A 21,350-nucleotide genomic window follows, 5' to 3' on the forward strand; every position below is an offset into this window, starting at 1 on the left:
ACACAGATTGGGATTTGGTTTTTTTGTTTGCTGCATTGTTATTTTCTTTCACCAATGAAGCGTTTTAATTGTGTAAATCACCGAAAAGCCGATAAAATTAGGTAACACTGATTCTATTAGGCAGTCGCGGATACGCGGCAAGAATGTGGCAACTGGAAGTCTATTTTTCTTACCGTGAAACGAAAAGACAACTATTAATGAAAATATTCATGTCGAGTACAGTAATTGCTGTGACCGATGGGGTTAGCTAAGCGCTCACTTAAGGGAGGAAACCAATGATCAAACGTTTAGGAAAAGCATTTGCTGTCTTGCTGCTGTTGATTCCTGTTTTTGCTGGTATGCGGGTTGTTTATGGGGAAACCGATGTGGGTGCCAAGCTGATCACCAATGTATCGATCGTTAATAGCCACAACGAGGTCATCACAAGTATTGAAAAGGATGATTCCTTCAAAATAGATATGACCTGGAGTTTGGAGGACTTAGGTGATTTAAAAGCAGGTGACAAAGCGACCGTCACCTTGCCAGCTGAGATTGAAGGCGTTAATAATACGTATGCTTTATACGATGAAAATAACAACTTAGTGGTCAATGTTACCCAAGTTGGCAATCAGCTAACCTTTGTTTTCACAGAATTTGTCGAACAAAATACCAATGTACATGGGGACTTTTATTTTTGGACAAAGTTCAGTGATGACGTGATAGAAAACCAGATCAACAACATCCACTTTGAAACGGCAAATGGGACGCAATCGGTGCCTATTTTTATTCAAGCAGTGGATGATTCAGGGGAGGGTGCCTTACTCACCAAACAAGGACTATATTTAGGTACGCAAGAACCCAAACGGATCATTGATTGGCGAGTGTATATCAACTCGTTTGACACGGACCAAGTGACGATCAAAGATGGAACGTTTATTGACTTTTTAGGTCCTCATCAGACACTAGTCAGTACGAGTGCTCGAGTGGTCTATGGACCCAGCGTTTCCAACCCAACGTATGTCGAGCAAGTACCGATCGTTTTAAATAGTGACGGATCCTTTGAAATTCCTTTGCGGGATACAGAGGAACGGATCTACATTACCTACAAAACAGAAACGGATGGTTCATTGGAACAATATACCAATCGGGGCATCCTTGATGCTTTGGTCAATGATGTGCCAAGAACAAGCAGTATTACTGGCTATACGCCACGCTATGGTGGCGGTGGTGGCGGAACCGGTGAACCAGGGGAGTCCAGCAGCACGGAACCAAGTAGTGAAAGCAGTACGAGTAGTAGTACGGAACCAAGTAGTGAAAGTAGCACCAGCAGTAGCACGGAACCAAGTAGTGAGAGCAGTACGAGTAGTAGTACGGAACCAAGTAGCGAAAGCAGTACGAGTAGTAGTACGGAACCAAGTAGTGAAAGCAGTACGAGTAGTAGTACGGAACCAAGTAGCGAAAGCAGTATGATTAGTAGTTCAGAATCAAATAACGGGAGTAGTTCTAGTAATAATGGAGCGATTACACATCAAAGTTCAACCCCTGGGAACATGCAGGTATCCCAATCAAATAATTTGCATAATCAATCAGAAAAACAGCAGTTTCCTCAAACGAATGAATCGTCTAATCATTTATGGATTGCAATAGGAATGGTTTTAGCAGGATGCGCATTGAAGTTAAGTTGGAGTAAATTTATCAGGTAGATAGAAACTGAAATTTTGGAGGCAGTTTTTTTACTTGGAAGAATAATTAATAAAGACTTATTTAAAGGGAAGATGCCATTTTATTGGGTCTTTCCTTTTTTTTTCGGCGCATGTTTTCTCTGAGAATTTATTATAATTTCCTTATCAAGTTATCTTGAAATATTCATTTAGGAAGTGAGGAAATGAGAAAACTGGTTGGAATTGTGTTGATTTTGCTGTTAGCGGGATTATTGCTACTGGTGTTTGGTTTCGATCATACTTCAGCAAAAGAACGAGCCGGAGGGAATTTATCGTTTTCTGTTCAAACGAATCGAGTGATCTATGATGAAGCCTTGAAAGTCATTACGATCCCGGTACGGCCGAACAAAACGCTGACTTCACAAAACGTTTGTATCCGTTTAACTTATGGTTGGGATGGCAATGGACACAGTGAAAAGGTGATTGGTGAAACGTATCTAACAAATGTCGATTGGTTTTCAGGTGTTGAAAACTACTTAAGGATCTATGCTGAGATGGCCATCGATGAGATCAAAAGTGTGGATAAAGTAGATTTAGTTGTGATTTATGACGGTGAAACAACGATTACTGAAAACTTGAAGCCTAGTCAATGGCAGGTAATAACACCCCCGAGCTCTAGTGAGACCACGAACTCTGAGATAAGCGCAAGCTCTAAGGTGTCTGAAGAAACAAGCTCTTCCTTTAGTAGTATCGAACCGAAATTTAGCGACTCTCAATCGACGGATCCAAGGACTTCTACTACGGAAAACACAAGTCAGGATTCTCAAAGTATCGAAAGTAGTCACAATGCAAGTGAGTCAGAAAACTTCAACACCCAACCAGTTAGTGAGAGTGAATCGAGTCAGACAATTAGGAGTCAAGAAACCACCGCAACAACAGGAACAATGACCGTTAGTGAAGCGGCATCTGAGGATCTTTCAGATTCAGAAACGAAACCAAACAAATTAGCGCCTAACCAAAGTCAGTCAAGCAAGCGAAGTGTTTCCTCCAATGATCCCGTAGGCAAACAACTCGCTAAAGCATCGTCTTCAGTGAAAATGGAACAGGAACAACCTACGGAGACAAGCAGTGCTAATGAGGTCAATGGAGCCTTACTACCGAAAACCGGCAGCAAAAATACGAGTATTCGCTATTTATTCTTTGGTCTAGGCGTGGTTATCCTTACTGTCTTCCTTTTTTGGCTGAATCGAAAGTTATTTTCTGATGAGAGACAGTAAAGAATAAAGCCGAGGATAATGAGAGAATTGATAACCCACGATTGGAATTTTCTTCCCCAGAAAGCACAATCACGTTTTGTTTTACCGTTTTTAACAAAAAGTCTGACGATCGTTTTGAGGCGTCAGACTTTTTTTATGAAAATATACAGATAACGAAAGGAAAATTTGTTAAAAGTGATTTGACAGAAAAGAGCGCACGGTGGTACGATCACCAAACACTGCCAGCTTACAATTTTGTAAGATGACAAATTTAGGATAAAAACAGCGTTTGCTGATTATACGAGCGAGGGAAATTTCATGTTACAGGCACTTTTGGATACGACAGAAAAACAAATTTATGCGTTTCTAAGTTATTGTTACGAAACGAACAAGAAAGACTATACAATTAAAGAGCTCTCAGGTGTTTTCGATAGGAAAACCAACAAAATGCAGTCGATCGTTCAGCAAGTAGAGGTGTTTCGTGCACGCTATCCTCAGTTTACTTTGACCTATGATCCGCTGGAAAAAGAAGTGTCGATTGCTTTTTCTCCACGATTTCTATTGAGCCAAGCCTATAGTGTATTGTTGCAGGGAACCGTTGGGTTTATCTTGCTGGATGCACTCTTTCAGGGGGATTATCATTCCCTTGAACAACTCAGCCACAAAACCTTTAGCAGTCCCCGCACGATTCAACGAAAATTGCAGGAGTTAAATCATGTTTTGGCGAACTATCATTTGTCCTATAGTTTAAAAAAAGGTGATCCTTTAGCAGGTGCTGAATATGCGATCCGCTATTTTTATCATCTTACCTATTGGCAAATTTTTGATGAGAAGGACTCACAAGTCTTGGCATCGATCAAGGAGAAAGCGCAGGCTGAAGCGTTGTTAGAAACCAATGCTTCTTATATGAGAAAAATCGATATCGATAAATTTCTTCATCTATTCGCTATCTCCGTGCAAAGAATCCATCAAAAGCATCCGCTTTCGTTTTTACCCAACGAAGTACTGACGTTTGAGCACCCATTAATTGAAAAAAATCAGTTTGATCAGGTCTTTTTGAACCCATTGTTTCACAGGAATCATCTGCCGTTTTCTGAAATTTCGGAGGTTGAACGCAGCTTCTTGTATTATATGTTTGGGGTAATGAACACCTATCTTGAGGAGGATCTCGATGCTGCTAACATCTCGTGGCTGACTCAGCCAAAGTACCAGCAAGAAGCGCAGCTCGTTGAAAAACTAGCCGTGTATTTTCGGTTGACGTTTACAGAAGCCGAAAAAAACTATTTACTGGTTAATCTGGTCATGATCCATTCCGCCTCTGGCTGTTTTGGTACGCGACAAAAAAGCGATAGTTTTGGCAAAACAACCGACGAGCAAGAGCTGCAAGCCGCTTTTCCAGTGCTTTATCCAACCATGAAACGGTTTTTTTTGGAAGCGACTGTTTCTTTACCAGCGTTGCGTAGATTACTGCAAATGAATGATCGTTTGATTTTCCAATACTGTATGTTACTGAGAGTTATTTTTATCAAATATGAACAGCCGGTCACGTTCTCGATCCATTCGAAATACGGAAAAACGCAAGAGCTTTGGATCAAGAACCGCTTGATGAATGCCACGCATCGAGCGATGGCCCATTATTCGCTGTCTCAAAAACCAGATTTGGTGATCAGCGATTATCCGATCCATCAGGAATTTTCCGAGGAAGAACAGCCTTACCTCTTTTATTGGAATGGTCACCCAAGCGCAAAGGAATGGAAACAGCTCAAGCAAGTGATCAAACAGATCAGAAGTGCCAAGAACAAGGCAGCGTTCGCCCAACTGGCATTCACCCAAACGGAGTGAGCCAGCTATAAGATCGAGCAAATAGAACTTATAATTTTGCCAAGCTTTTGACCAGCAGCAATAGGGCAAACGTGAAAAGCATCAGTGATAAACGAAGTTGTCAAGAAGCAAAAACAGGAGCATCGATGTTCCTTTTTCGCTTCTTGACTTTTTTTTACAGAGATGGCATGGTATACATATTATCATAACGTTTTTTATTTAAAATCGTTGCAGAAATGGTGTTAGGAAGAAGGGGTAACTTTGACAGAAGTATTAGCACTGCAAAATGTTTCCAAATTGATTGGGACCAAACGAATCATTGATGATGTTTCCTTTGTGGTGGACCAAGGACAAGTCGTTGGTTTATTAGGGCCCAATGGGGCTGGGAAGACGACGATCATCCGAATGATCGTTGGCTTGATGAAGCACAACACAGGATCGATTGCCATTATGGGAAATTTATTGGATTCTTCTTTTAAAACAGCGATTGCCTCAGTCGGAGCGATCGTTGAGAATCCTGAGTTTTATAATTATATGACCGGTTATGAGAATTTGATGCAGTATCAGCGTATGGCGAAGAAAAAAGGCACAGCCTCTGAGCTAGAAGCCCTGATCCGTCAGGTGCATTTAGAAGGACATATCCATCAAAAAGTCAAAACTTATTCTTTAGGGATGCGTCAGCGTTTAGGTGTTGCCCAGGCGCTGGTCCATCAACCAGATCTATTAGTTTTAGATGAGCCGATGAATGGTCTGGATCCTAAAGGCATGCGGGAGTTTCGAGAAATGATTCTTTCTTTGCGAGCAAAAGGGGTCTCTGTTTTAGTTTCCAGTCATCAGTTAAGCGACATCGAGCAAATTGCGGATCATTTGATCGTGGTGCAAAAAGGAAAAGTCACCCATCAAGTAGCAATGGCAGAGTTGAAAGCAGAGAAAAATGTGTTGATCATCAAAACCGATGATAACTTGCAAACCGAAGCACTGTTAAAAGCTTCCTTTGACGTCGAGGTCTTGCATGTAGAAGACGAATTGCAAGTCACGTTGCAAACAGATCAGCGTTCAGAAATCGCTGCAGCGATCGTGAAGGCGGGTATCGGCTTAAAAGAACTACGGACAAAGCAATCTTCTTTGGAAGATACATTCTTGGCTTGGACCGAAGAAGGAGGTTTGTAAGCATGCTGACATTGATTAAAAATGAATGGATCAAATTAACCAAAAAGCGTTCTACTTGGATCATGCTGCTTTTATTGGTTTTAATGACGTTTGGCTTGACCTATGTTGTACGCTTAGGTAGTCCAGAAATTGGTGCCAATGATTTATTCGCTTCTTTAAGCGATATGACGTCGTTCTTAAACTTATTTGTAGTGATCGTGGCAGCTTCTTCAGTGGCGGAAGAGTTTAGTCGAGGAACGATCAAGTTCTTATTGATTCGGCCTTTTTCCAGAAGCCAAATCTTAGCAGCAAAAGCCATCAACACGTTTTTATTTGCGCTGTTAGGGACCGCTGTTTTACTCATCAGTAGTTTAGCAGCTGCCAATTTATTTTTAGCTGCTGAATCACCTTTTGCTGCTACTGGCTACAACGGGCTAGCGGCGATTCTCGTTGCCCTTGTTTTTGCGGGAACCAACTTGCTATTGATTGTCTTTTATATTGCATTGACCATCTTTATCTCCGCCGTCATTCGCTCCCAAAGCTTGGCGGTAGGCTTAGGCTTGGGTATGTTGTTTGGAAGCAGCATCATCAACTCGATCATGCTTTTTGCGCAAGAAAAATACCCATGGCTGAAGTGGAATCCATTTAATTTTATGAATATCAAAGAGCAGATACCGAGTGTATTAAATAGTCCTGACATGCAGATGACTGCCTTTGATCCGGGATTGGGCTATTGGGAAATGGCGATCGGGATCCTTGTTTACAGTGTTTTAATCTACCTTTTAACAAATTGGTTATTCAACAAAAGAGATGTCGCATTAAGTTGAGGAAACGAGTGAAAGTTTTTGGATAAATCCAGCTTTCACTCTTTCTTTTTGTGTTTTTTTCTAGTAAAATGATTCATTGAGAGTACAAGAGAAAGGAGAGTTTTCGAATGGTTAGTGTAGGAATCGTAATCGTGATCGCTGTTGTTGCAGCATTACTAGGCGCTGTCGGCGGCTTCTTTTTGGCGCGTAAATATATGCAAGATTATCTAAAGAAAAATCCTCCCGTTAATGAGGATATGCTTCGCTCGATGATGATGTCAATGGGTCAAAAACCTTCTGAGAAAAAAATTCGTCAGATGATGCAGCAAATGAAAAACCAAAAGTAGGTTTTTTTCTAAAAAGCGGGCTGATTTTATCAGCTCGCTTTTTATTGCGGCAAAACGCAGCAACGAATAAAAAATGTCCCTAAGCTGCTTTTTCTGTTTACGTTCTGTAAATAGCGGGGTAGCAATTGTAACTGAATCCAATGAATATTCGGAAAAATCGCAAAATTTAGGCAACAGGTCATAAAGAAATGGAGAGTGTTATGTCAATATTTAGGAAGTTAGGTTGGTTTTTTAAACAAGAAAAGAAACATTATTTGTTAGGCGTAGGCTCTTTAGTCTTGGTCGCCTTGGTACAGTTGGCACCTCCCAAAGTTATCGGGATCATCATCGATGAGATTGCGGAAAAAGAGATCTCGATGCAGACGATCTTTTTTTGGGTCATGATCTTGATTGCTTCAGCCATCGCTCAATACGTGTTTCGTTTTGTCTGGCGAACGCATATCTGGGGCAGTGCCGCTCGGCTAGAAAAAACGTTACGCAGACAGCTATTTGCACATTTTACAAGGATGGATCAGTTGTTTTATCAAAAGCATCGGACAGGTGATTTGATGGCCCATGCCACCAATGACTTGAATGCCATCCAAAATGTGGCAGGGGCAGGGATCTTGACCTTTGCCGATTCCTTCATCTCGGGAGGGGCAACCATCATTGCGATGGTTCTCTTTATCGACTGGCGGTTAACGATCATTGCTCTATTGCCGCTGCCTTTCTTAGCAGTCATGGCAAGGGTTCTTGGCAGCAAATTGCACGATGCGTTTCGTGACTCGCAAGAAGCATTTTCTTCCATCAACGACAAAGCCCAAGAAAGTATTACTGGGATGAAAGTCATCAAAACCTTTGGACAGGAAAAAGAGGACATCGCTGATTTTCAAACCAAAATCGACCATGCCATCATCAAAAACCGCAAAGTCAATTTTCTGGATGCCTTGTTTGATCCGTTTATTACGATCATCATCGGAATCTCCTATGTGCTGACGATCATCGTCGGCGGCAATTATGTCATGGACGGTACCATCTCGATCGGTCAATTGGTATCCTTCATCAGTTATATCGGTATGTTAGTTTGGCCGATGTTTGCCATCGGACGTCTGTTTAATGTGCTGGAACGAGGCAATGCTAGTTATGATCGGGTTGCCGAATTATTGGCGGCAAAGACCCATATCATTGAAGCCAAAGATGCGGTCGATGCCCCAGCCCAAGGAACGGTGAACGTTCAAATCAATGATTTTCACTATCAAGGAGATGATTTTGCCCTGCAAGACATCCACTTTACTTTGCCAGCGGGTCAGACACTAGGTGTCGTCGGGAAAACCGGTGCTGGAAAAACCTCTTTGATGAAGCTCTTGTTGCGAGAGTATGATTCATTTGACGGGGTGATCACCTTCGGGGGCATCGACAGCAAGCAATACTCCTTGAATGCTCTTTTGGGGTCGATCGGTTATGTTCCGCAAGATCATTTCTTATTTTCCATGACGATTCGAGACAATATCCGCTTTGCGCAACCACGGGCTTCTCAAGCAGAAGTGGAAGCAGCTGCTGGATTGGCAGTGATCCACGAGGATATCAGTCAGTTTCCTGAAGGGTACGAAACGATGGTGGGGGAACGTGGTGTTTCTCTTTCTGGCGGACAAAAACAGCGGTTATCCATTGCCCGTGCTTTGATCACTGATCCAGAATTATTGATTTTAGATGACGCCCTTTCAGCAGTAGATGCCAAAACGGAAGAAGCTATTTTACAACAGTTGCGGACGTTCCGTCAGAATAAAACAACGATCATTGCTGCCCACCGCCTAAGCAGTGTCAAGCATGCAGAAGAAATTCTGGTGATCGACAATGGGAAAATCAGTGAACGCGGGACCCATGAACAATTATTGGCTGCAAATGGCTGGTATAAAAAAATGTGGGACAAACAGCAACTAGAAGCCAAAATCGAAGGGAGTGAAGCCTAATGCAAGAATCAGAATGGAGTAAATCGATTCCCTTTAAAGAGCAAAAAAACATCATCAAACGAATGTTTCTTTTTGCCAAGCCATTTCGAAAAACCTTCTATGCAGCGATCTTTTTTGCTTTTGTGCTATCGATCGTCAATATCCTGTTGCCTTTGATCATTCAAACCTTTATGGATAATTATTTGACCAATCAAACGGCGACCCAGCAAGTCATTTATTTCTTTGCTGCATTGTATTTCTTTGGGGTGTTGGTAAAAGCTGTGATTTGGTTTTTCCAATGGTTCCTTTATTCGATGGGTTCTTTAAAAACCTATCAGTATATTCGAGCAAAATTATTTGAAAAATTGCATAGTCTTGGGATGCGCTATTTCGATCAGACGCCAGCCGGTTCGATCGTTTCACGGGTCAGCAACGACACAGAAACGTTGTATGAATTTTGGTATGTCTTCTTGATGGTATTGACAGGAATTTTTGCGGTGGTTTCTTCTTTTGCCGCCATGTTCCGCATCAACGTCAAAATTGCCTTACTGAACTTGATTTTTCTGCCGATCCTAATGGTAGTCATCTGGTATTATCAAAAATTCAGCTCTCGTATCTATCGTCAAATGCGGGAAAAACTGAGTCAGCTGAATACGAAATTGAATGAATCGATTTCTGGTATGCAGATCATTCAGCAATTCCGTCAAGAGGCGCGGCTGAATGAAGAATTCGAAGCGACTAATGATGATTATTTGAAAACCAGATACGCTATGATCCGCACGAATGCGCTGCTATTATCACCAATCATTAGTTTGTTGTATGCCTTAGCGATCGCCTTGTCATTGACGGTCTTTGGGTTTGATGCCTTAGAATCACCCATTGAAGTCGGGTTGATTTTCGCCTTTACGACCTATATTCAAGGATTCTTTAATCCCATGACACAGATGATGGATTTTCTCAGCGTCTTTACTGATGGGATGGTCGCCGGCAGCCGTATTCTAAAGATTATGGATAACGAAGAATACACGCCGCAGCAAAACCCCGATGCGAGTCAAACCATCACCAAAGGAAAAATCGAATTTCGCGATGTCAGTTTTTCCTATGATGGTAAAAACAACGTATTGAATCATATTTCTTTTATCGCCTATCCAGGTGAGACCGTGGCTTTAGTCGGTCACACAGGAAGTGGCAAGAGCTCTATCATCAATGTGTTGATGCGTTTTTACGAATTCGGGGAAGGGCAAATTTTGATCGATGATCAAGATATCCGCGACTTCACGATGGAAGAGCTTCGGAAAAAAGTCGGACTCGTATTGCAAGACGCCTTCATGTTTTATGGGGACATCGCTGACAATATCCGCTTATTGAATCAGGACATTCGTGAGGAACAGATCGAAGCAGCAGCAAAATTTGTTCAAGCAGATGCCTTTATTCAAAAATTACCTGGTAAATACCACGCCAAAGTGATTGAACGGGGCGCCAGCTATTCAAGTGGGCAGCGGCAATTGATTTCCTTTGCCCGCACCATGGTGACCGATCCGAAAGTGCTGGTCTTGGATGAGGCGACTGCCAATATCGATACTGAAACAGAAGGGCTGATCCAAGAAGGTTTGGCAAATATGCGTCAAGGGCGAACCACGATCGCGATCGCCCATCGATTATCTACCATCCGCGATGCCGAGTTGATTTTGGTGCTTGATAAAGGCTCGATCGTCGAACGAGGCACCCATGATGAACTTTTGGCTCAAAAAGGGTTGTATGCCGATATGTACCGTTTGCAGGCAAGTGAAGTTTAAACGACCAATAGACCTTAAAATACCACCTAGGTATTTTAAGGTCTATTTTGTATAAATTGAACAAATGGAGGAAAAAATTTCTATTTGTGATTGACAGCGTTTTCACCCTTTGCTATCATGTAGACATTAAAGCAACTAGCTCCTAGACATACAAACGGATCAAACGGTCGCGAGACCTTTCGGTTAAGATTAGGAATCACGCGCAGTCAAGCGAGTGGCAGAGGAGCTCTATGTGAAAAGTTGCGCAAATAGGAGGATCAAATTATAGATTAGATATATGAGGGAAGCTGCTCTAAGCAAAAGGCAAGTATCCTGAGCCTATTTTTACGAAGTACCCAACCAACGAGAGAGGATTGTGGAGGGTGATTGGAATAAAGGCAGTCCCTTCGAGAAGGGGGCGAAAAGGAATGTATTGAGAGCTCAAAGATAGTCGAGTGGATAAACACGAGAAATCATTCGTTGTTTTATTTTTTTAAATTCTTTGTTAACCGGTTAACTAAAACGGTTAACAAAAAAGAGGAGGAAAGCAAACGTGGGGAATGGTCACAAGTTTAGCCGTTTTTTTCATGACAAAGGTCGCATTCAGCGAGAATAGGGAAAGTAGCAAACGTTGAAACTTGCAACACGATCTATGAACAAAAAATAGTTCAAATGGAAAGATGAGGGAAAATTTATGGTAGAAATTATAATTGGTATTTTAATGATCGTTTCTTTCTTAGGAATGGTTTGGTACTGCGTCAAAGGGTTCAACCTGATGGTAGGTTTCTTCGTTATGGCAACACTTTGGACCGTTTTAGCTTTTATTGGCAATGCGTTGAGTCCGGATTTAACAGCTTTGAATTTTGTCGATACGATCACGAACATTTATCAAACAGGACCCGCCGGTTTTGCTAGTTCGATTCTGGTCAATATTTTCTTCGGTTCCTTCTTTGGTCGGATTTTGATGGATACAGGGATCGCAGCAACGCTGATTCGGAAGGTTGTTGAACTTGGTGGAGATAAACCACGAATCACCATGACCCTTTTATGTACTGTTACTGCCTTATGTTTCACTTCCATGACGGGCATTGGTCCTGTAATCTCTATCGCAGTGATCGTTATGCCGATTTTGCAAGCGTTGGGTATTCCAACAGCGATTGCTTTATTCGCTTTTATGGGTTCCATCATGGCGGGAATTTTTGCCAATGTAACAAATTTTGTGCAATACCAAGGTATTTTAGCAGCATTACAACCTGAAGGAAGTCAATCCATGATGGAATATGGGTTTTCCGACTATTTCACATTCGGCATGATCGCACTAGTCGTTTCCTTACTTGTGACATTGATTTTTGCCAATATTGCTTTAAGTCGTGCGAAATCATCAAAAGTCAAAGCGTGGGCTTCCACACCTGGTGCAACTTCAGGCGATGCTCCTTGGTATTCTTGGGTGGCTGTGATCGCACCAGTCTTACTCGTTGTGTTTGCTGAGTTTCCTATTATTCCTGCATTTATTCTGGCAGCTTTGTACGCCTTACTGACTTGCGGAAAATTAAAAGGTGGCTTCGTAAATATTTGCCGTATGTTAGCTAAACAATTTGCAGATGGTGCTGTCGATGTTGCGCCCCTAGTAGGTTTCTTATTAGTACTGGCTATGTTTAATTCAGCTGCAAGTCTCGCGGTTCCTTTCTTTGAACCAATCGTTGGCGGTCTAGTTCCTCATAGTACCGTGGCTCTTGCGATCTTATTTGCCATCTTAGCACCCCTTGGTTTCTTCCGTGGTCCTTTGAACTTAGTTGGATCAGGAGGCGCAGTAGCGGCAGTGATCTTAGCTGCCACAAATTGGGATCTGGCATTCATTTTTCCACTTTTCGCTGTGGTCACGATCGCTCCTCAGCATTTAGATATTACTCAGTCATGGGTAGCATGGGGGCTAGGACATCATAAAGTTGGTTCTAAAGATTTCATGAAGTTTTCGATACCAGCTGGGTGGCTTTCTAGTGCGATCCTGTGTATCATTGCGCTCATTTTGTTCGGATTGAATAACTAGTCGATGAAAGAACGTAGCTGATCAATAAATCATGCAACTATGGATGTAGGAGGAAAGTGGAAATGAGTGAATCAAGAAAAGTTAGAATGGGGATCGATGTAGGCGGTACCCATACAAAAGCTGTCGCTATCGATAATCTGACTCACGAGATCATAGGAAAATCCAGCGTGAAGACCACCCATGATCATGAACGGGGGGTAGCTGCTGGCGTTGTCGAGAGTTTTCAAAATTGTATGAAAGAAAATGATATTGACCCAAAAAGTGTGATTTTTGTTGCTCATTCAACCACCCAAGCCACGAACGCTTTGATTGAAGGGGATGTGGCTGACATTGGTGTTTTCGGTATGGCTCGTGGTGGTTTCGAAGGGTTTCTGGCAAAGCGTCAATTAAAAATTGCCGATATCGTCCTAGGGAATCAGCGATCCATTAAGATCATCAATGCCTTCTCAAAACTCAAAGGAATGAATAAAGCGAGTGTGGAAGAGATGATCGATGATCTAGTGAGGCAAGGATCAGAAGTGATCGTCGCTAGTATGGCTTTTGGAGTAGATAATAATGATGCTGAGAATCTAGTGATGGAAGTTTGTACAGAAAAAGGAATTCCTTGTACCGTTGCTTCGGATATTACGAAACTATATGGATTGACCAGAAGAACACGAACGGCCACTATCAATGCAAGTATTTTACCTAAAATGTTATCTGTCGCAAATTCAACGGAAGTCTCTGTGAAGGAGTCGGGAGTAGATGTACCTTTAATGATCATGCGCGGCGATGGTGGGGTTATGGAGATTGCTGAGATGAAAAAGCGACCAGTTCTGACTATGCTCTCGGGTCCAGCAGCTTCAGTAATGGGTTCACTGATGTATTTACGAGCATCAAATGGTGTGTATTTTGAAGTAGGCGGCACAACCACCAATATCGGTGTCATTAAAAACGGACGGCCAGCGATCGACTATTCTGTCGTTGGCGGACATGAAACATACATTTCCAGTTTGGATGTTCGGATCACGGGCTGTGCAGGGGGTTCCATGATTCGTGCAACTGCTAATGGAGTGGTAGATGTAGGACCTCGTTCTGCTCATATTGCCGGTCTGGACTACGCAGTCTACTCTGATCCAACCAATTGGACAGGAGGAAAGGTGGAATTCTTTAGTCCGAAAGAAGGAGATCCTGCGGATTATGTTGCAATTAAATTTGATAATGGTGAGCGGGTAACTATCACCAATTCGTGTGCAGCGAATGTGTTGGGCTTGATCAAACCGGAACATTTTTCTTATGGGAATATCGAAGCGGCTCGAAAAGCGATGGGCGTATTAGCGGATTATTGTGGCACGACGATCGAAGATATCGCGACACAAATCATGGAGCGTTCTTATGCAAAATTAGAGCCAGTCATTTTGGCTTTAGCAGAAAAATACAAATTAGAAAAAAGCCAAATTTCATTAGTAGGAGTGGGTGGCGGCGCTTCGTCATTAATTATTTACTTGTCAGAAAAAATGGGCGTAAAATATTCGATTCCGGAGAATGCTGAGGTGATTTCCTCAATTGGCGTCGCCCTAGCGATGGTGCGAGATGTCGTTGAACGGATCATTCCTTCCCCTTCGAAAGAAGACTTGCGATCAATCAAAACAGAGGCTATCAATAAAGCCATTGAGAGTGGGGCTACCCCAGAAAGTGTGGAAGTCTTTATCGAAATCGATCCTCAAACGTCTAAAGTCACAGCCATTGCGACTGGTTCCACCGAAGTCAAGACGACGGATCTTTTAGCAGAGGCGACCGTCGAGGAAGCCCAAGAATTAGCAGCAGGCGATTTGGGGCTACCTACCAACGAAATTGATCTTTTAGAGAAAAGCTCGCATTTTTATGTGTTTGGAACCCGTGTTTCTTCAGGAGACAATCCGGCAATTCGAATCCTTGATAAAAAAGGCTTTATTAAAGTACAACGAGCTTCAGGGAAGGTCATCAAAACAACCGCGGAGAACTATGTGCAAGCAGTCGAGCAACTGTGGGATGACTTGGCGATCTATCAGACAGAAGTGATTTTGCGTCCAGATTTCTATATTTGTGCCGGACCACGGGTGATGGATTTTTCAGTAAACGATTTGGAGGCATTGATGTTGTTGATCGATATCGAAATGTCGACTTTAGATCCAAATGAAGAAGTGATGGTTCTGGCGGCGAATTCCCTATGATCAAGCAGAGGTTTTTCTTAAAACAGCAACATACGGTTGATCTGGCATTATTAGAAACGTGGTATGAACAGCTCATGCCCATCAACGAATTCAGTTGGGGAGTATTTGAGTTTACCCGCGAGATGCTGCGTAATAAAGTGAGTGAAGAGGAAAAAAACGAAATCATTGAAGAAGCCATTTTATGTGGGAGAACATGGGCGCAAAAAATGCTCGACCAGTTTGATTTAAAAAAACAGGAAAAGGCAGATCGTGCCTGGTATTTGGCGAATAAGCTTGGTTTAACGATTACGGAAAGATCTGGAAAACCGACGAAGTTTCGTATGGTCTTTGCGCAGTTTATCATGGAGCGCTCCATTGAATTGATCACTGAACCCATTGCTGCTTACACCGAGCTGACTCAATCTTCGGAAATATTGCCTAAACCAGAAGTTATCCGAGGAGTCTTGATCGCTCATGAAATTTTTCACTATTTAGAAGAGCAACATGGGGCAACGATGTACCATATCACCAAAACGATTCCACTGTGGCGCTTATTTTCCTACGAGCATCGTTCAACGGTTGGTTGTGCTTCGGAAATTGCGGCGATGGCCTTTGCAAAAGAACTGTGTGAGACAGACTTTGTGCCTCAAATGTTAGATATTTTGCTTTCTTATCCGTTGGAAGTCGACTTTTCAAAAAGTATATATGAAGTCGTGCAGCAAGAAATGCGCCACATTGAAGCAATGGGCTAGTTCTTTGAAAATCGCTCACTTACCGGCTTCTTTACGATCCGTCACTATTGAGATAGGACAGTCCATGTCGAACGAAATCGGTCCTTGTTCATTTTTCAAGGGTTCCATGATATAATTGACCAACAGCAAAAAGCAAGGCGTGGATTGAATGGCAAATGAGAAAATCACCATTAAGATGGTGTCAGAAAAAGCAAATGTTTCAAAAACCACCGTTTCTAGATATTTGAATGGCAAATATGAATTTATGTCAGCAGAGACAAAAAAGCGCATCGAAGAAGTGATCGAAGAGCTTGAATACCGTCCAAATGCGCTAGCACAGGGGTTGAAAAACAATAAAACGGGATTGATCGGCATCGTTGTCAGCAATATCATGATCCCGGAAGTAGCAGCTTTAGTTCGAGGCGTCAATGATTATTGTATACGAAAATCTTTTCAAGTGATTCTTGTTGAAACCGATCACAAAAATATTTCTCAGCAGAATCAAATTCAAGCGTTGATCGACCGTCAAGTGGAAGGGCTGATTCTGTCGTCGAATCAGGACGAAGCATTCGTGAAAAGCTTGACTGAGCAAAAGGTCAAGGTCGTGCTGGCTGATTGCACGATCGAAGAAGGGATGATTGATACAGTCATCGTTGATAATGAAAAAGCGACGGCCGAGATGATTCAACGTATTTATTCCGAAGGCTTTGATCGAGTCGCTTACTTTACACCACCGCTCACAACGCCTAGTCGGAAGAAAAAGCTCGCTCTTTTTCTGGAAAGTTCTAAAATCGCAGTTAGAAATCCTGAACAACTAGCATTTGAGATCGAAGAAACACAAGCGGCATTTGACGCGTGTAAGGAATCACTAAACGAATTGTTGAAAAAAAATCAAGGCTATCGTTTAGCAATACTAGCTGAAAACAGTGAGTTGATGTTTGCGTTGATCCATGTGATCTATAGCTTGGGCTTACGGATTCCAGAAGATGTTGCGATCGGGGGCTATGATGATTTAGGCTGGAACAAACTTTATCATCATGAAATGTCTGTGATTGAAAAACCGTCGTATGAGATTGGTTCGCAAGCTGCTGAACTCTTAGTCAAGCGGATCTCAAAAGGGAAAATGCAGTATAAACCAAAGGTGATCGAAGTACAGCCAAAAATCAAAATGAATGGTTCGACACAAGTGAGTGACAATAGTTTTGATAAGATCGTTATCCGTATGAACCAAGAAAACCAGCCCTACATCAAAAAAAATTATCGTAAACAAGATGATTAGGTTTTTTTGAAAAACAAGAAACAAATGACACCATAGCCGGCTCCCCAAAGATTAGACTGATCAGTCAAGTCTTTGGGGAGCGGTTTTTTTTCGTTCGCTAAGGGTTTTGTCTTTATCTAAGATAAGAACGAATAAAAATTGATCGCTCGTGTATTTAAGAAACGATCAATAGATTCGTATTAGGTGTCGGTAAAAATAACGAACAACGATTGACAGCGCTTTCCACCTTTGCTATGATAAAGATAATAAAACTGGTTCTAATGGATAGTGATTGTTGATTTTTAACAAGCTAAACCTGATGAAGCTGCGGTATTTGCGCTGCTTTCATGAGGTTTTTTCTGTGTTGACTGTTGGCTCAGCAATAAAGACAAGCAATGAACCATATCCGCAATGATAAAGTAAGTGGGGGTAGGACATGAAAATCAGTAAAGTGTTAAACAATAATGTTGTGATCACTACCGATCAAAGTCAAAACGAGATTATTGTTATGGGGCGGGGGATTGCATTTAAGAAAAAAGTGGGAGATGAAATTTCTTCAGAAACGGTCGATAAAGTGTATCGCTTAGAAAATCAGACGATCTTATCTCAATTTCAAGAGCTGCTTGCTGACTTACCACTGGAATATCTTGAATTATCCAATGAGATCATTGAGTATGCTCGGCGAGAATTGTCATCCCCAATCAATGATTCCATTTATATCTCGTTGACGGATCACATGCACTGTGCCATTGAACGATCGAAAAAAGGAATGACGGTCAAAAATGTCTTATTGTGGGATATCAAGCGTTTTTTCCCCGATGAGTACCAAATAGGCTGCAAAACAGTAGAGAAAATCAAAGAACATTACGGGATTCAGCTGCCAGATGACGAAGCTGGCTTTATTGCTCTGCATCTCGTCAATGCGCAAACTGAGAATGGTGAACAAGGCAATATTGCTGAACTAACCCAAACGATGCAAGACATCATAAACATTGTTAAATATTTTTTCAAAACAACCTTTGATGAAGAGTCCGTTTATTTTTATCGCTTCACTACGCATTTGAAATTTTTTGTCTCAAGAATGCAAAACCATAGTACTCATGTGGATGAAACCGATGAAGATCTTTTGGCTATGGTCAAAGTGAAGTATCGAAATGCGTATCAATGCGTACAAAAAATCGCTGAGCTATTAGAAAATCAGTATCAGTATCAAATGTCCAGTGACGAAAGTTTGTATTTAACGATTCATATTGCCAGACTTGTGCAAAAGAATCGTTGATTGAAAAAAACAAGAAAGGAGAAGGATTTCTTGATTCATGAGAAGGTGTCGAAAAAGAAGAATTTCTTCGCAATGATTCTTATCAAACGTCAGCTTCAAGGCATCTGACCATGTAGCAAGAAATCAAAAAAAGAAAACATTTTGGATAGTGACATTCAGTTGGCTAAACCTTCAATACAAAAAAATTGGAGGAATCAAAAATGGGAAAATATCGTGAATTAGCAGAAAAAATCGTAGCAAATGTCGGTGGGAAAGAGAACATCAATAGCTTGACGCATTGTATCACACGCCTGCGTTTTAAATTAAAGGATGAAGGCGTCGCAAATGATGAAGTCTTAAAGAACATGGATGGGGTCGTGACGGTCATGAAGAGTGGCGGTCAATACCAGGTGGTTATCGGAAACCATGTGCCAGATGTCTATGCAGAAGTGATCGATGTTGCAGGAATCAGTGGTGATGCTGAAGAAACAGCTTCAGGTGGCAACTTGTTTGATCGTTTGATCGATATTTTGAGCGGCTGCTTCCAACCCTTCTTAGGTGCTTTGTGTGCGGCGGGGATGATCAAAGGACTAAACGCACTGTTGCTTTTTATTGGTACAACAGGCTTGATCGATTTTACAACGACGACAGGTACCTACGTTATGTTCAATGCGATCGGCGATTCGATCTTCATGTTTATGCCAGTGATTTTAGGGTATACGTCAGCGAAAAAGTTTCGCTTAAATCCAATGGTGGGAATCGTGATCGGATCAGCGCTTTGTTACCCAACGATTCAAGGATCTGCTTTGCAAGCCGCATTTCTTGCAGGGGCTGGCGAGGGAGCTGCTGCACCGTATAGCTTGTTAGGCTTGCCAGCGTACGAAACGTTCTTAGGGATTCCGTGGGTTGGCGCAACGTATACTAGCAGTGTGGTGCCGGTCATCTTTATCATTGCCTTTGCTGCACAAGTTCAAAAATTTGCAAAAAAAATCATTCCTTCTGTTGTCCAAACGTTCTTAGTACCGTTCTTAGTTCTCTTGATTGCATTGCCAATTGGTTTTTTGGTGATTGGACCTGTGATCAGTATGTTGACGGATCTTTTGAGCTCAGGATTTGAAGCGCTGATGGACTTCTCACCAGCTGCCTATGGCTTGTTGCTAGGTTTCTTCTGGCAAGTATTGGTTATTTTCGGTCTTCACTGGTCAGTTGTTCCGCTACACATTATGCAAGTGACACAACTAGGCTACAGTCAGATTTTGGTAGCTACGTTTGGTGCCAGCTTTGCTCAAACAGCCGTAGTGATGGCGATGTACTTTAAACTGAAAGATAAAAAACTGAAAGCACTATGTCCACCAGCTATTATCTCAGGGCTTTTCGGTGTAACGGAGCCAGCGATTTATGGAATCACGTTACCGAAAAAAATGCCGTTCTTCTACTCAATGATTGGTGGTGCGGTCGCAGGTGCCTTCTTGATGATCAATGGAACAACGAGCTACACCTCTGGTGGGTTAGGGGTCTTTGGCATTTTCAACTACATCACTCCAGAAGGCGACGCTAGTGGCATGTGGTTCTCTGTCTTCGGAATCTTGATCGCTGCAGCGATTGGCTTTGGTTTGACCATGGCTTTCTGGAAAGATGATGCAGTGGAAGAAGAAATCGCAGAAGGACAACCAGCGATGACTGTTCGAAAAGAAGTGATCACTTCTCCAGTGGAAGGAACGATCGCGCCACTAAGCAGTGCCAAAGATGAAGCCTTTGCTCAAGGAGTGCTAGGAAAAGGCATCCTGATCCATCCTTCAAAAGGCGAAGTCGTGGCTCCTTTTGATGGTACTGTGATGACATTGTTCCCAACCAAACATGCCATCGGGTTGATTTCTGAGAATGGTTTAGAACTTTTGATCCATATTGGTTTGGATACTGTTCAATTGAATGGTGAGTTCTTTGAAGCGCATGTGAAGCAAGGCGATAAAGTCACTCGTGGGCAAAAATTGATCAGCTTTGATAAAGATGCATTGATCAAAGCAGGATTCAATATTGAGACCCCAGTGCTAGTGACCAACTCAGCGGATTATTTGGATATCATCGAGTCTGACAAACGAGAAGTTGGTTGTTCCGATGACTTGATCACGGCTTTAGTTTAGGAAATGTTTACTTGCAAAACAGCTATATAAGGATAAAAGCGATCGGTCGTGAAGGCTCGATCGCTTTTTGACAGTCATTTAATTGGGAAATAGTGAGTCTTTATAATGAAGGTTTTTATCATAGGTTGGTTCAGCGATTATCGTTGATGAAGTGGGGCGCTTATCATACGCCATCCCAATATCGATCAAATGCTGCAGATTTTTCTCATAATGTTCCGAAAAAACGACTGCATACAACAAATCTAGTAAGTAGCAAACCGAGGTATTGATCGTAAAATTCGCAATCTTTGAATAAAGCCTTTCTCTTGTTGTGATATTTAAGACACAATCGCTTAATTTCGCTAACGCATTCTCGCCAATACTGGTCATCCCAATGATGGAGACCTGCCGTTCGGCGAGGATCTTACCGATTTCTTTAACCATTTTGTTTTCACCTGTGTAAGAAATCAAAATCGCGGTCGTATCGGAGGTACAGTTGGATGCCTCATAGGCACTTTCGCCGAAGGTATCGCAGACGTGGATACTTTTTCCTAAACGCCGCATCTTCAAAACAAAGTCTTGAGAAATCAAGGTGTTGGCATTGCTGGCGAAAATCCTGATATGGTTGGCATTGAGCAACGATTGTTTCGCTTTTTGTAATTCATCATGATGGATCAAGGAAAGCGTATCTTCGATCGTTGTTTGTTCAAGCTTTGCCAACTTTTTGGCAATGGTCATAATCCCGTCATGGGAAGAGAAGGGAAAGTTCGCATCCACATCGGTAAAATGGCTGCTCATATATGTTTGCTCTTCCACAAAGGCCGTTTTTAAGTCGAGCCAACCATTGAAGCCTAATTTTTTGGCGATCCGAATAAAAGTAGAAGGATGAACATAGGTTTTTTCAGATAATTCCTTGATGGTTTGATCCGCCATCGCGGTCGGATTGGCTAATAAATAATCAATCAACGATCGTTCGGCGGGGGCTAGTTTGATTTGGCGCATTTTTTCTTGTAACAACATGGTGTATATGCTCCTTTTTACAT

At 42.1% G+C, this 21,350-nt stretch carries 15 protein-coding genes; 14 read left to right on the top strand and 1 reads right to left on the bottom strand.

From position 1 onward, the window contains the following. The first annotated feature begins 275 nt into the window (after nucleotides 1-275). The 14 genes from IGI77_RS07285 to IGI77_RS07350 all read left to right on the top strand — a co-directional run bounded on the left by IGI77_RS07285 (nucleotide 276) and on the right by IGI77_RS07350 (nucleotide 20,328). A complete protein-coding gene (locus IGI77_RS07285) occupies nucleotides 276-1,682 on the top strand; it encodes an Ig-like domain-containing protein (protein WP_438769779.1) in 1,407 nt (468 codons plus the stop codon). Nucleotides 1,683-1,864: 182 nt separating this feature from the next. After that, complete coding sequence (locus tag IGI77_RS07290) at nucleotides 1,865-2,917, top strand: LPXTG cell wall anchor domain-containing protein (protein WP_438769781.1); 1,053 nt, start codon at nucleotides 1,865-1,867, stop codon at nucleotides 2,915-2,917. 297 nt (nucleotides 2,918-3,214) lie between these two features. Then, on the top strand, nucleotides 3,215-4,738 hold the full coding sequence (locus IGI77_RS07295) for a helix-turn-helix domain-containing protein (protein WP_438769782.1): 1,524 nt from the start codon (nucleotides 3,215-3,217) through the stop codon (nucleotides 4,736-4,738). 240 nt (nucleotides 4,739-4,978) lie between these two features. Next, on the top strand, nucleotides 4,979-5,887 hold the full coding sequence (locus tag IGI77_RS07300) for an ABC transporter ATP-binding protein (RefSeq protein WP_438769783.1): 909 nt from the start codon (nucleotides 4,979-4,981) through the stop codon (nucleotides 5,885-5,887). Between the two features lie 2 nt (nucleotides 5,888-5,889). Beyond that, complete coding sequence (locus IGI77_RS07305) at nucleotides 5,890-6,693, top strand: ABC transporter permease (RefSeq protein ID WP_005225815.1); 804 nt, start codon at nucleotides 5,890-5,892, stop codon at nucleotides 6,691-6,693. 107 nt (nucleotides 6,694-6,800) lie between these two features. After that, a complete protein-coding gene (locus tag IGI77_RS07310; protein WP_005235432.1) occupies nucleotides 6,801-7,019 on the top strand; it encodes a YneF family protein in 219 nt (72 codons plus the stop codon). A gap of 200 nt (nucleotides 7,020-7,219) precedes the next feature. Next, nucleotides 7,220-8,968 (top strand): ABC transporter ATP-binding protein, encoded by a 1,749-nt coding sequence (locus IGI77_RS07315; protein ID WP_128488598.1) that lies wholly within the window; start codon nucleotides 7,220-7,222, stop codon nucleotides 8,966-8,968. After that, on the top strand, nucleotides 8,968-10,743 hold the full coding sequence (locus IGI77_RS07320; protein ID WP_010748035.1) for an ABC transporter ATP-binding protein: 1,776 nt from the start codon (nucleotides 8,968-8,970) through the stop codon (nucleotides 10,741-10,743). Before IGI77_RS07315 ends, IGI77_RS07320 begins: the two co-directional genes overlap by 1 nt. A gap of 673 nt (nucleotides 10,744-11,416) precedes the next feature. Next, on the top strand, nucleotides 11,417-12,769 hold the full coding sequence (locus IGI77_RS07325; RefSeq protein WP_167822444.1) for an SLC13 family permease: 1,353 nt from the start codon (nucleotides 11,417-11,419) through the stop codon (nucleotides 12,767-12,769). 62 nt (nucleotides 12,770-12,831) lie between these two features. Continuing rightward, nucleotides 12,832-14,961 carry a hydantoinase/oxoprolinase family protein gene (locus tag IGI77_RS07330; RefSeq protein ID WP_438769784.1) on the top strand — a complete coding sequence of 710 codons (2,130 nt, stop codon included), beginning with the start codon at nucleotides 12,832-12,834 and terminating at the stop codon, nucleotides 14,959-14,961. Continuing rightward, a complete protein-coding gene (locus tag IGI77_RS07335) occupies nucleotides 14,958-15,692 on the top strand; it encodes a hypothetical protein (protein ID WP_438769785.1) in 735 nt (244 codons plus the stop codon). Before IGI77_RS07330 ends, IGI77_RS07335 begins: the two co-directional genes overlap by 4 nt. Nucleotides 15,693-15,840: 148 nt before the next feature. Further along, complete coding sequence (locus IGI77_RS07340; protein ID WP_438769786.1) at nucleotides 15,841-16,950, top strand: LacI family DNA-binding transcriptional regulator; 1,110 nt, start codon at nucleotides 15,841-15,843, stop codon at nucleotides 16,948-16,950. Nucleotides 16,951-17,365: 415 nt separating this feature from the next. Continuing rightward, nucleotides 17,366-18,208 carry a BglG family transcription antiterminator LicT gene (gene licT, locus IGI77_RS07345; RefSeq protein WP_438769787.1) on the top strand — a complete coding sequence of 281 codons (843 nt, stop codon included), beginning with the start codon at nucleotides 17,366-17,368 and terminating at the stop codon, nucleotides 18,206-18,208. Nucleotides 18,209-18,408: 200 nt separating this feature from the next. Next, complete coding sequence (locus IGI77_RS07350; protein WP_081116556.1) at nucleotides 18,409-20,328, top strand: beta-glucoside-specific PTS transporter subunit IIABC; 1,920 nt, start codon at nucleotides 18,409-18,411, stop codon at nucleotides 20,326-20,328. Between the two features lie 78 nt (nucleotides 20,329-20,406). Here the strand turns inward: IGI77_RS07350 and IGI77_RS07355 are convergent, their stop codons facing one another. Then, nucleotides 20,407-21,327 (bottom strand): MurR/RpiR family transcriptional regulator, encoded by a 921-nt coding sequence (locus IGI77_RS07355; protein ID WP_010748037.1) that lies wholly within the window; start codon nucleotides 21,325-21,327, stop codon nucleotides 20,407-20,409. Between the last annotated feature and the right edge of the window lie 23 nt (nucleotides 21,328-21,350).

The sequence above is a fragment of the Enterococcus sp. DIV0213h genome (assembly GCF_051711285.1).
Lineage (GTDB): Bacteria > Bacillota > Bacilli > Lactobacillales > Enterococcaceae > Enterococcus_D > Enterococcus_D casseliflavus.